The sequence below is a fragment of the Microbacterium sp. zg.Y909 genome (assembly GCF_024626565.1).
The window spans coordinates 1-12,275 of the sequence record NZ_JANJFJ010000116.1; the positions used below are offsets into that span (position 1 = coordinate 1).

The following is a 12,275-nucleotide window of genomic DNA, read 5'->3' on the forward strand; positions in this document are numbered from 1 at the left end:
CGGCAGCCGCGCGACGTCGCGCACCGCGATGGGCTTCTCGTCGGGGTCGGCGGCGGCGAGCACGTCGACGCGCACGAGCCCGATGACGGTCTGCGGCCCGTCGGTGGCGAGGTACTGCACGTAGTACACGCCGGGCGTGGACGAAGAGAAGGAGAAGGTGCCGGCGTTGTAATCCGGCGAGAGCTGGGCGCCGGCGACCTCGGTGACGCGGGCGAGTCGCAGCGGCGCACCGCTGGGCGAGATGTCATTGTCGAGCGGCGAGATCGTCGTCTTCTCGCCCACGCGCACCACGACGTGGTCCGGCGACGTGATCGGCTTGGTCGAGCCCACGGGGCGCACATCCACCTGCACGACGCCGACAGTGTCCTCCTGGCCGTCGGAGACCGTGATCGTCACTTCCCGCCGGCCCTGCACCGAGCCGATGGCGCGGAAGGTGATCTCGCCCGCAGAGGTGAAGTCGACCTCGTCGCCGCCGTCGGTGGTCGCCGCACGCAGGAACATGTCGTCGCCGTCGGGGTCCATCCAGTCCAGCAGCGTGTCGTACGTGATCTGACCGCCCTGCTCGACGATGACCACCGGAATCTTGCGCTGCAGCGGCGGCTGGTTGACCGACCACGGGCGCACCTCGAGCGACACCGTCGCCTGATCGGTGCCTCCCGGCCTGCCGTCGTTCACCTCGTAGGTGAAGGTGTCGCTCCCCGTGGCGTTCTCGGGCACGGTCACCTGCAGGGCCCGACCGCCGTAGATGGGCGAGAGCTCGCCCACCGACACCCCTCCCTGCGCGGTCGCGGTGAGCACGTCGCCGTCGGGGTCGTTGTCGTTGTCGAGCACGGGCAGAACCGTGGTGCGGCCCGGGCGAACGCCGAAGTCGTCGTCCTCGGCCACCGGCGGGTGGTTCACCTCGGTGCGCTCGGGAAGCGAGGTCTCCTCCGACACCTCGGTGGAGGTCTGCTCGGTCTCGTCTCCGCCTTCGGGCGGGATGATGTCGTCCCAGTTGTCGATGAGTTCGAGCGACTGGGTCACCGTCCAGGCCGAGCCCGTGGCGACGTCGTTGAGCACCACCACGTCGCGGTTCACGCGGAAGACGGCCGTGGCATCCGGGCTCATGCCGGGGATGTCGGCGACGAGGTCGTCGCGGTCCTGCGGGCAGTCGCGCACGAACCGGGCCGAGCCGCCCCACGCACCGTACACGCACCCCTTCAGCGACACGGGGGCGGCCGGTGCGCCCGGGGCTCCCGCCTCGGTTTCGGCGACCGGGCCGTCGCCGAGTGGCACGGTGACCAGGCTTGTGGCGGTGGCGTAGCTGACGTGCTGTGCGTAGGGCGACGGATGCTGCAGCACCGCGTCATCGACATCGTCGAGGTCCCGCATGCCCAGCCCCTGCACCCACAGTCGCGCGTCGGTGAGGTTCAGCACCACCGGCGTGGCACCGGCGACCGTGATCGCCAGCGCATCGCCCTCGTCGAGACCCTCGACGGTCTGACTCGAGGACTCCGGCACCTCCTGCCCGAGCCGCAGGGTGGTGACTGTGCCCTGCTCGGGGGAGGCGACGTAGACCGTGCCGTCGGTGCCGGTGGCAGACACGGCGCCCTCGCCGAACTCGGCGACGGGGTCGTTGGTGGGGGCGATGGCCTGCAGGCCCGAGGCCGGAGCCATCCACAGCGTGCCGTCCTGCGGCTCGAGCACCGAGACGGTGCCAGCGCCGACACCGACGGTGGCCCCGGCGGGGATGTCGATGTCGCCGACGGTCGCGACGGTGGTCACGTCGACGGGCGCGAGGGTGGCGTTGGCCTCGTCTACGACGATCACCGTGCGGCCGTCCTGCACGATGTCGTAGGTGTCCGAGACGGTGCGCAGCCCCGCGTCGAGCACCTGCGAGGCGTCGTTGTAGCGGCCGACGAGGTAGCTGTCCTGCTTGGTGACCCAGACGGAGCCGTCGTTCAGCTCGACGTCGGTGGTCGGGAAGCCCTCGTAGAGGAAGGCCATGGTGGTGATCGCGACGGCTGAGACCGTGATGACGCTCGCCGACGCGAGCGTACGCGGACGCGCACGCAGCCACGCAAAGGACCTCACGAAGACAGGCCCCCTTGTCTCATCGGCGATGTGCGTGGCGTCGGTCCGACCAGGGGTCGGCGCCTCGTCCACCCTAGCGGGACGCCGCACCCCCTCGCGGTGGGGAGAACTCCCCATGCGGGGTCGCGCTCCCCGCCGGCGGTGCTATGCCCGCCAGCACCCCGCGACGTGATCGTCGACCATTCCCGCCGACTGCATGAGCGCGTACATGGTCGTCGGCCCGACGAACCGGAAGCCGCGGCGGCGCAGCTCCTTCGAGAGGGCGACGGACTCGGCACTGGTGGGCGGCACCTCGGCGAAGGTGGCGGGCCGAGGGTGTCGCGGCGGCGCGAACGACCACATCAGGGTGTCGAGCTCCCCCGCAGCCATCTCTGCGACGAGGCGGGCGTTGCCGATGACAGCGAGGATCTTCGCCCGGTTGCGGATGATGCCGGCATCCGCCATGAGGCGCTCGACATCGCTCTCATCGAAGGCGGCGACGGCGGCGGGGTCGAAACCGGCGAAGACCTCCCGGAACCGCGGGCGCTTGCGCAGGATCGTGATCCACGACAGACCAGCCTGGAACCCCTCGAGGCTCGTCTTCTCGAACAGTGCACGATCGCCGTGCAGGGGCCGGCCCCACTCCTCGTCGTGGTACCGCACGTACTCGGGGTCATCGCCCGCCCACGCGCAGCGGGCGAAGCCGTCCGTGCCGAGGCGGATGTCGGGATTCACCCCGCCACCCTATGGCCCTGTCCGTGCCACGGCTGCCCGGCCGGTTGCCTGTGCGGCCGGGGTGGGGCGCTCGCCTGCCAAGGGGCGCGGCATCCCCCTTCCCCAGGCTCACCTGTCGCAAAGTGCGGCTGGGCGGGACGCTATACCGCCATTTGCGACAGGCGAGGCCGACGGCGCGTCACTTCTTGCGCAGCGACTTCTCCGACACCGGGGCGTTGCCCGCGGCGGCGAGCGCCGCGTAGTGGGCGCGCGCCTCTTCCTGACGCTCGTGCTCCGCGCCCGACGCGATCGGCGCGCGCAGGTGCTCGGGCTCGAAGCCGAACGCGTCGACGAGGTCCTGGGCGTGCGGGCGCAGCCGGCCGCACAGGCGGTCGATGTAGCGCGAGACCGAGGCGGCGCGCTGCGTCGACAGCCGGCCGTGGATGAGGTGCCAGGCGAGGTGCTTCTCGATGAGCGACAACCCGAACAGGTCACGCAGCCACGTGAGCACCTGGCGGGTGCCGTCGTCGGCGGCGCGGTTCACACCGTCGGTGAAGGCCTCCCACTGCAGCAGCTCCGCGTGAGCGCGGGCGGCCTCGATGAGCTCGGACTGGTTTTCGTTGAAGAGCGCCGCGGCATCCGTCGGCGACATCTTCGCCGCGGGACGCAGCCGCCCGGCGATGTCGGCGACCATCTGCTGCACCCGTCCGGACAGCAGGTCGTGCTGCTGGTCGGCGCGCAGGCCCAGCTCGACCGAGCGGGCGGTGGAGCCGAAGTCGGTGACGGTCTGTCCGAGGCGGCGCAGGCCGGCGCCGTGGAAGACCTTGCCTGCGGTCTGACCGACGGCGAAGCGGGCGAGCGCTGCGGCATCCGCGCCCTTGAACTGCTTCGCGAAGTCGCTGAGCAGGCGCTTGCCCACCAGTTGCAGCAGCACGGTGTTGTCACCCTCGAAGGTGGCGTAGATGTCGAGGTCGGCGCGCAGGCCCACGAGCCGGTTCTCCGCAAGGAAGCCGGCTCCGCCGCACGCCTCCCGGCACTCCTGGATCGTGTCCAGCGCGTTCCAGGTCGACATCGACTTCAGTGCCGCCGCGAGCGTCTCGAGGTCCTCGCGCTCGTCAGGGGTGTCCTTGCGTCCGCTGAAGACGCCATCGAACTTCTTGATCAGCTCGTCGCCGGCGAAATGCTGCGCGTACACCTCCGCCAGGCGCGGCAGCAGGCGACGCTGGTGCTGGGCGTAGTCCAGCAGCACGACCTCGTCGGTGCCGCTGCCGCTGTCGAACTGGCGACGCTGGTTGGCGTAGGTGACGGCGATGTGAAGCGCCAGCGCGGTGGCGTTGGTGGCCGCACCCTCGATGCAGACGCGCCCCTGTACGAGTGCGCCGAGCATCGTGAAGAAGCGACGCCCAGAGCTGGCGATCTCGCTGGAGTAGGTGCCGTCGGGGGCGATGTCGCCGTAGCGGTTGAGCAGGTTCGTGCGAGGGATGCGCACCTGGTCGAAGTGCAGGCGGCCGTTGTCGATGCCGTTGAGCCCGCCCTTGACGCCGTCGTCCTCACCGCCGACGCCGGGGAGGAACTCGCCGTTCTCGTCGCGCAGCGGCACGAAGAAGCAGTGCACGCCGTAGTTGACGCCGCCGCTGATCAGCTGGGCGAACACCGTCGCCGCGCGTCCGTGCAGGGCCGCGTTGCCGAGGTAGTCCTTCCACGCGCCCCGGAACGGGGTGTGGATGACGAACTCCTCGGCCTCGGGCTCGTAGGTCGCCGTGGTGCCGATCGCGGCGACGTCGGAGCCATGGCCGGTCTCGGTCATCGCGAAGGCGCCCGGCAGGTCGAGGGTCATCACGTCGTGCAGCCACTTGTCGTGGTGGGGCTTGGTGCCGAGGTGATGGATCGCCGAGCCGAACAGGCCCCACTGCACGCCGGCCTTGACCTGCAGGCTCGGGTCGGCGAGCACCAGCTCCAGGTACGCGGCGACGTTGGCGCCGTTGTCGTCGAGTCCGCCGTACTCCTTCGGGTAGGCGCGTCGCGAGCCGCCGTGGCTCACCACGATGCGCAGCTGCTCGAGCACGCGCTCGCGGTGCTCGGCCATCGACAGGCCATCGACGCGCCAGAGGGCGGGGTCCTTGACCATCTCGCGCGCTTCGCGCCGCGTGTCGGCCCAGGTGCCCAGCAGCAGGTCGGTGACGGCGTCGATGTCGATGCGCGCTTCGTGAGCCTCGTCGGCGGTGTGCGCGGCGGTAGGCGCGCCACCGGCGGGCGTGCGCTTGCTGGTGGCGGGTTTGCGGGGACGGACGGCAGCGTCGGTCATGATGCACCCTTCGGCGAGGTGGGACGGAATCCTCCGACCGTAGGTGTCCCACAACAACCCCTCAAGCCGTTTGGACAGTCTCCACACCGGCATCCGCCGCCGTGCCGCCCCCGCGTTGTGTCACCCCCACACCCTCCGCTCGCGAGTGAGTATTCGCGGTGCCGAGTATTCGCGGTGCCGAGTGAGTATTCGCGTGGCGAGCCGACGACCCCTCGCTCGCCGGGGTGCCTGACCGCGGATCGAACCGGCCTGCCGTTCTCCTTGTCAAGACCTCGATCGAGGTTGGCGACGGCGACCGGCATCCCTCTAGGTTTCTGTGTGGCGCTCCGCGCCCGGTGAGGTGCCACAGGGTCTTCGACGGCTGAGAGCCGACAGGAGGATGTCCGCAGTGAGGTCGTCGAAACGACACGGGGATGCCGGAAGGCGCGCAAGCCGCGCAGTCGTCGTTGCGCTTGCCGCCGCGCTCGTGGTGGTGGGGCGGTCCAGCGTGGCCACCGCATCGACCGCGCCCGCGCCGTTGTGGTGGTGGGACACTTACGACATCGCCGCCATCCACGAGCAGGGGTGGACAGGCGAGGGCGTCACGATCGCCGTCATGGACGAGCGGATCAATCCAGACCTGCCCGTCTTCGAGGGCCGCTCCCTCACGGTCGCCGAGGGCACGCTGTGCGAAGAGGGCGATGAAACCGTGAGCGCCGAGGTGACTCGCGGTTCCGAGCACGGATCGGCGATGGCAGCGATGCTGATCGGCAACAGTGCCGGCGCCGGTGGCATCCGGGGCATCGCGCCCGACGCCGACGTGATCTTCTACGGAACAGGTCGCGCCGACGGCGACGGGGAGTGCACCTCTCGTGAGGATCCGGACGTGCTCAGCCACTTCGGTCTCGGGCTGCAGCGGGCCATCGATGACGGCGCCGACATCTTCACGACCTCTGTCGGCGAGCCTTGGGAGAGCGAAGAGGGCGACGGTGCGGTGAGCGCCGAGGCCATTGCGAAGGGCGTCGTGATCATCAACTCCACGTCGAACCCGAAACCGGCCTGGCGCAGCGATCGCTCGGAATTATCAACGGCGTGATCGCCGCGGCCGCGGTCGACAGGTCCGGCATGCTCCAGACCGACGCGGACGGGCAGCCGTTCGTCCGCGAGGAGACGCACGTGGTCGCCGCGGGGGTGGGCATCCCCACCGTCGGCGTGCCGGGAGTGGGCTGGGACGAGAGCCGGTCGGGATCCGGCTCCTCCTACGCCGCGCCACTCGTGGCGGGCATGCTCGCCCTCGCAACCCAGCGCTACCCCGAGGCATCGGGGAATCAGCTGGTACAGGCGCTCATCCACACGACCAATGGCAGCATCCACGAGCCCATGTACGAGCCCGAAACGGGCTATGGCTACGGCGCGGCATGGCCCGCCACGCTGCTGCAGAGCGACCCTACGAGCTACGCCGACGAGAATCCGCTGATGGATCGGCCCTACGGCATCCCCAGCGCGGAGCAGGTCGCCGACGCCGTCGCACGCGAATCGGGCGCTTCGCCCGAGGATGCCGCCCCGGCCCCTGCCGACGAGGATGCTGCGGCCGCACCGGTTCAGGCGGACCCCCTCGGGCCGCTCGGCCCCGCGGGGATCGCCGTCTCCGTGGGCCTGGTTGCGGTCGTCGTCGCGGGGATCATCACCGCACTGGTCATCGTCGTGCGCAGAAAAGGACCCCGCCGAGGAGCAACGCCGTGACCGTCCGGTGCACACTCTGGCAGTGATCGCCGCGATCGGTGTTCAATCGGTCCCGGGAGGGGGCAGCGGTGGTGGTGACTCTCGAACGCTGGCATCCGAATGACTTCGACCTGCTCGTGCGGATGAACACCCCGGAAATGACGGAGTATCTCGGCGGGGCTCACTCGGCGACGCGAGTACTCACTCGGCGGCGGCGATGACGGCGAGCACGGACTCGCCGTAGGCCTCGCGCTTCTTGGCGCCGATGCCCGTGATGCCGTCCAGGTCCGCGAGCGTGCGGGGGCGGTGCTCGGCGAGCGCCCGCAGCGTCGCGTCGCCGAAGACGATGTACGCCGGCACGCCCTGCTCGCGCGCAGTCTCGGCACGCCACGCACGCAGGGCCTCGAACAGCCCGCGGTCGCCCTCGCCCAGGCTGTCGGCCGCCGACGCCTTGCGCACCCGCGCAGCCGCCGCCGGTCGCCCGATCGTGTCGCGGCGCAGCGGCACGTCGGCCTCGCCGCGCAGCACGGCGGCGGCGGGTTCGCCCAGCGCGAGCGTGCCGTAGTCTCCGCGCGCGACGAGGATGCCGCGGGCCAGCAACTGCCGCACGATCGAGCGCCAGTCCTGGTCGGTGAGGTCCGCCCCCAGCCCGTAGGTCGAGAGCCGCTCGTGGCCCTGCTGCCGGATCCGCTCGGTGTCGGCGCCGCGCAGGATGTCGATGAGGTGCCCCGCGCCGAACGACTGGTTGCGCTCGCGCTGCAGCCGCACGATCGTCGACAGCAGCTTCTGCGCCGGCACCAGGCCGTCGTACGTCTCCGGAGCTTCGAGACACGTGTCGCAGTTGCCGCAGCGCTCGGACTGCTGGCCGAAGTACCCCAGCAGGTTCTGCCGGCGGCACTCGACGGTCTCGCAGAGGGCCAGCATGGCGTCGAGGTGCTGCCCCATGCGCATCTTGAACGTGCGGTCGCCGGGGCTCTGGTCGATGAGCCGTCGCTGCTGCACCACGTCGCCGAGGCCGTAGGCCATCCACGCCATCGCCGGCTCGCCGTCGCGCCCCGCGCGGCCGGTCTCCTGGTAGTACCCCTCGACCGACTTCGGCAAGTCGATGTGGGCGACGAAGCGCACGTCGGGCTTGTCGATCCCCATTCCGAACGCGATCGTCGCCACCATCACGACGCCGTCCTCGCGGAGGAACCGGGACTGGTGCCGCGCCCGCATACCGGCATCCAACCCCGCGTGGTAGGGCAGCGCGTCGAGGCCCTGCGTGCGCAGGTACTCGGCGGTCTGCTCGACCGACTTGCGGCTGAGCGCGTACACGATGCCGGCGGAGCCCTCGGGCATGGAGCGGATGAACGACACGAGCTGGCGGCGCGGGTCGACCTTCGGCACGATGCGGTACTGGATGTTGGGCCGGTCGAAGCTCGCGACGAAGTGGCGCGCCTCGGGCAGGTGCAGCCGCTGGGTGAGCTCCTCGTGCGTCGCGCGCGTCGCCGTGGCGGTGAGCGCCATGCGGGGAACGCCCGGGAAGCGCTCCGCAAGATCGCCGAGGGCGAGGTAGTCGGGCCGGAAGTCGTGACCCCACTGCGACACGCAGTGCGCCTCGTCGATCGCGATGACGCTGAGCTTTCCGCGCTGCAGCAGCGCGGTCGTCTGGGCGCTCGAGAGCCGCTCGGGCGCGACGTAGATGAGGTCGAGTTCGCCCGCGAGGTAGTCGCGCTCCACCGCCTGGCGCTCGGCCGGCGACTGCGTGGAGTTCAGGTATGCCGCCCGCACGCCGTTGGAGATCAGCGCGTCGACCTGGTCGTGCATCAGCGCGATGAGCGGTGAGATCACCAGGCCCGTACCGGGCCGCACGAGGGCGGGCACCTGGTAGGTGATCGACTTGCCGGCGCCCGTGGGCATGAGCACGACGGCGTCACCACCGCCGACGACATGCGCGACGACCTCGCCCTGGTCGCCGCGGAAGGCGTCGTACCCGAAGACCTCCTTGAGCACGGCCGCGGGGTCTGCACCGGTGAACTCCCGGCGCGGCGGCAGGTCCAGACCGGCGGATGCCGTGACGTCCGGGCCCCGGCGCGACGGCGCCGCAGCTCGCGACGGCGTAGCCCGCGGCGGGGTCCATGCCTCGTCAGGCGGAGGCATCCACCCATCGTCGGGGGGCGGTGCCCACTCGTCGGGCGGGGGTTCGAAGTCATCGAACGGGGGTGCGTCGACCGGCGCCCAGCCGGCATCCGTCGTCTCTCGCCCGTCCCTCACCCGAATACCCTACCCAGCGCCGCTGACACGGAGCTGGAGTCATCCCCCGAAGCCGCCGCCGCCGCCGTCGAATCCGCCGCCGAAGCCGCCGCCGTCCATCCCGCCGAATCCGCCGTCACCGCCGAAGCCGCCACCGTCTGACCCGCCGAAGCCGCCACCGGCCCCGTCGGCCGGCACGCCCGCGATCTCGCCCACCCACGCGGGTTCGCCCGCAAGGGCCAGCGACCCGGCGCCGACGGAGAAGTACGAAACGAGCGTCGCCGACGTCAGAAAGTGCCCGGCCACGAGGGCGATCAGGATCGGATCGTCGAACGGCCAGATGCCGGGGTGCTCCGCACGCCCGCCGGAGCCGTCGGCGCGACGGTCGCCCTCCGCTACGGCGAGACTCCCGCGCGCGCCCGACGAACCGGTGACCGCCAGCCGCTGCAGCACGCTCGCCAGCAGGGCCGGCTGAGGCTCACGCACCCGCTCCCGCTCGGACATGAAGGGCCGCAGCTTCGCGAACATCTCCTGCCGCTGCTCGAGCGGCAGACGGCCGAACGCCGCCTCATGCGCCCGCTCGATCACGGTGGGCGGGAGCGTCCCGAGCAGGTACACATAGCGCGACATACGCTCTTCGTCCGTCACCGCGGCATAAGGCTCGCGCTGTCGTCGCCGTCTCCACCGGGCCATCGGATCACCTCCGTCGGTGGCGACAGGTTACGCCGCGGCCCGCCGGAAAGCCACGGTGTGCGGGCGGTGCATTCCCACACCCGTGCTCAGCACCATCGCTCGGCGATGGCGGCCACGACATTCGCGTTGCGGTTGGTCCCAACCCCCAGCAGCTTCGCCGCCCCGAGCGGATCGACGGCGCCCTCCTGATAGCCGGGCCGCAACAGCGCGTGCGCTGCCCGGCCGCGCACCACCATCTCGCCGAGGTCCGACGCGGCGCCCTCGATCGCGGCGATCGCCTCGGCTGTGAGCTCCTGCTTCAGCAGGTAGACGTAGTGGCGCGCCAGGCCGGGGTGGGATGCCGAAAGCTCTCGGGTGACGTCAGCGATCGCTGCGAACTCGTCGCGGGAGAACACGATCGCGGGCACGTCGAACCCCCGGTCCGCCGCGAACACCCGCTCGAGCCGGTCTTCGATGCGGGCGCGGGAGCGCATGGCCGTCGTGAAGCGCACATTGCCGGTGTTGATGTACGTCGCGGCATCCGCGAAGCCCGCCTCTTGGACCACCCGACGGATGTCCTCCTTCGGGAAGACGCGCTTCGCGCCCAGGTTGATCGCCCGCAGGAACGCCAGGTAGGTCGCCACGGCCCCATTCTGCTCGCGTCGGCCCGTCGGCGCACCGCCGGGCCACCCCACCGCTTCCACCACGCGCTCGCCTGTCGCGATTCGTCGCTTCCCGGCGCCCGAAGCGACACATTGCGACAGGCGAGCCGCCCGCAACGGCCGCTACAGCCGCACGACCTCGGTGACGCGCACGACGGCGGCGCCCTCCTCGGCGGATGCCGCGAGGTCCACCTCCGCCCGGATGCGCCAGTCGTGGTTGCCCGCCGGGTCGTCGATGATCTGGTCCACGCGCCAGAGGCCCTCGGCGGCGTCCGACTCGTCGATCATGCAGAGCCCGGGCGAGCGCGCCGGCCCGCCCACCAGGATCTCCTCGTGCTCGTCGTAGTACGCGTCGAGGCGGTCGGGCCAGCCCACGTCGGGGTCGAGCTCCTCCAGCGCCGCGTCGTCCTGCAGCGCGGCCAGGCGCACGCGCCGGAACATCTCGTTGCGCACGAGCACCGTGAACGCGCGCCGGTTGGTCAGCACCGACGGCGGCGCGGGCGGGACGACAGGCGCGTCGGGGTCGTCGGTCGGGTGGGTCAGCGCCTCCCACTCGTCGACGAGGCTGGAATCCACCTGGCGCACCAGCTCGCCGAGCCATTCGATGACATCGAGCAGGTCGTCGGTGCGGGCTTCGGCCGGCACGGTCTGCCGGATCGCCCGGAACGCGTCGCTGAGGTAGCGCAGCACGAGCCCCTCGCTGCGGCCGAGTTGGTAGAGCGCGACGAACTCGCCGAACGACAGGGCCCGCTCGTACATGTCTCGCACGATCGACTTCGGCGACAGGTGGAAGTCGCGCACCCACGGCTGGCTCGACGCGAAAACCTCGAACGACTGCCCGAGCAGGTCGGCCAGTGGCTTGGGGTAGGTGATCTCCTCGAGAAGCTCCATGCGCTCCTCGTACTCGATGCCGTCGCGCTTCATCGCCGCGACCGCTTCGCCGCGCGCCTTGTACTCCTGCTGGTTCAGGATCGCGCGGGGGTCGTCGAGGGTCGCCTCGATGACGCTGACGACGTCGAGGGCGTAGTGGCCGGTGCCGACCCCGCCGGCGGCGGCATCCGCCCCCCGCCCGAGCTCGACGTCGCGGTCGAGCAGCTCGATGGCGGCGAGCGCGAACGGCGACAGCGGCTGGTTGAGCGCGAAGTTCGGCTGCAGGTCGACGGTGAGGCGGATGCCGTCCGGCCCCGATTCCACGATCCCCGCCGCCACGAGCGTGCGGAAGATCGCCAGCGCGCGGCGGGCGAGCTCGTACTGCCGCCAGCGCGGCTCGTGGTTGTCGAAGACCAGCGACCGCACGTTGCCGAAGACGTCGCCGCCCCGGCCGATGACGTTGATGAGCATCGCGGCGGTGAGCTGCAGGTGCGGCACGAGCGGCTCGGGCTGGGCCTGGATGAGCCGCTCGTACGACCCGAGACCCCAGTTGACGACGCCGGTGGGCGCCTTCTTGCGCACGATCTTCTTGCGCTTGGCGGCGTCGTCGCCGGCTCTGCGCAGCGCCGCCTCGTTCTCGATCTCCCACTCCGGCGCCATCACGACGACGTTGCCGTAGGGGTCGTAGCCGGCGCGGCCCGCGCGTCCGGCGACCTGGTGGAACTCGCGGGCGGAGAGCTGGCGCATCTTCGTGCCGTCGTACTTCGACAGCGCCGTGATGACGACGGTGCGGATGGGGACGTTGATGCCGACCCCGAGTGTGTCGGTGCCGCAGATGACCTGCAGCAGACCCCGCTGGGCGAGCGTCTCGACGAGGCGCCGGTACCGCGGCAGCATGCCCGCGTGGTGCACGCCGATGCCGGCACGGACGAGCCGGGAGAGGGTCTTTCCGAAGGCGGTGTTGAAGCGGAAGCCGCCGATGGCCTCGCCGATGGCATCCCGCTGCTCGCGCGAGGCGACCTTGCCGTTGGCGAGGGCCTGCGCCCGCTCGAGAGCGGCGGCCT

The 12,275-nt window shown here is 71.1% G+C and carries 9 protein-coding genes; 2 read left to right on the plus strand and 7 right to left on the minus strand.

The window, feature by feature from the left end; all coding sequences use genetic code 11:
- The 3 genes from NQ160_RS10345 to NQ160_RS10355 all read right to left on the minus strand — a co-directional run.
- Positions 1–2,073 (minus strand): Ig-like domain-containing protein (locus tag NQ160_RS10345; protein ID WP_257515160.1); only part of this gene is annotated, 2,073 nt, incomplete at its 3' end.
- 144 nt (positions 2,074–2,217) lie between these two features.
- The gene (locus tag NQ160_RS10350) at positions 2,218–2,787 is read right to left on the minus strand and encodes a DNA-3-methyladenine glycosylase I (protein ID WP_285178406.1); all 570 of its coding nucleotides are present in this window, start codon (positions 2,785–2,787) and stop codon (positions 2,218–2,220) included.
- Positions 2,788–2,965: 178 nt separating this feature from the next.
- Positions 2,966–5,071, minus strand: a complete 2,106-nt coding sequence (locus tag NQ160_RS10355; RefSeq protein ID WP_257515161.1) for an acyl-CoA dehydrogenase family protein — start codon at positions 5,069–5,071, stop codon at positions 2,966–2,968.
- A 487-nt stretch (positions 5,072–5,558) separates the two neighbouring features.
- Here NQ160_RS10355 and NQ160_RS10360 point away from each other — a divergent pair, with 487 nt between their 5' ends.
- Positions 5,559–6,146, plus strand: coding sequence for a S8 family serine peptidase (locus tag NQ160_RS10360; RefSeq protein WP_257515162.1), 588 nt, complete (start codon positions 5,559–5,561; stop codon positions 6,144–6,146).
- On the plus strand, positions 6,143–6,793 hold the full coding sequence (locus NQ160_RS10365; RefSeq protein WP_257515163.1) for a S8 family serine peptidase: 651 nt from the start codon (positions 6,143–6,145) through the stop codon (positions 6,791–6,793). The genes NQ160_RS10360 and NQ160_RS10365 overlap by 4 nt, the downstream gene beginning before the upstream one ends.
- A gap of 180 nt (positions 6,794–6,973) precedes the next feature.
- Here NQ160_RS10365 and recQ read toward each other — a convergent pair whose 3' ends face one another.
- The 4 genes from recQ to NQ160_RS10385 all read right to left on the minus strand — a co-directional run.
- Positions 6,974–8,914 carry a DNA helicase RecQ gene (gene recQ, locus NQ160_RS10370; RefSeq protein WP_257515168.1) on the minus strand — a complete coding sequence of 647 codons (1,941 nt, stop codon included), beginning with the start codon at positions 8,912–8,914 and terminating at the stop codon, positions 6,974–6,976.
- Positions 8,915–9,067: 153 nt separating this feature from the next.
- The gene (locus NQ160_RS10375) at positions 9,068–9,637 is read right to left on the minus strand and encodes a hypothetical protein (RefSeq protein WP_257515164.1); all 570 of its coding nucleotides are present in this window, start codon (positions 9,635–9,637) and stop codon (positions 9,068–9,070) included.
- Positions 9,638–9,786: 149 nt separating this feature from the next.
- Positions 9,787–10,323, minus strand: a complete 537-nt coding sequence (locus NQ160_RS10380; RefSeq protein ID WP_257515165.1) for a DUF1697 domain-containing protein — start codon at positions 10,321–10,323, stop codon at positions 9,787–9,789.
- Between the two features lie 141 nt (positions 10,324–10,464).
- The coding region (locus tag NQ160_RS10385) for a DUF3516 domain-containing protein (RefSeq protein WP_257515166.1) at positions 10,465–12,275 on the minus strand (1,811 nt) is incomplete at its 5' end.

Coding starts and splice junctions, on each gene's coding strand:
- NQ160_RS10355 (WP_257515161.1), bottom strand. CDS start 5,071: ATGACCGACGCTGCCGTCCGTCCCCGCAAACCCGCCACCAGCAAGCGC.
- recQ (WP_257515168.1), bottom strand. CDS start 8,914: ATGCCTCCGCCTGACGAGGCATGGACCCCGCCGCGGGCTACGCCGTCG.
- NQ160_RS10375 (WP_257515164.1), bottom strand. CDS start 9,637: ATGTCGCGCTATGTGTACCTGCTCGGGACGCTCCCGCCCACCGTGATC.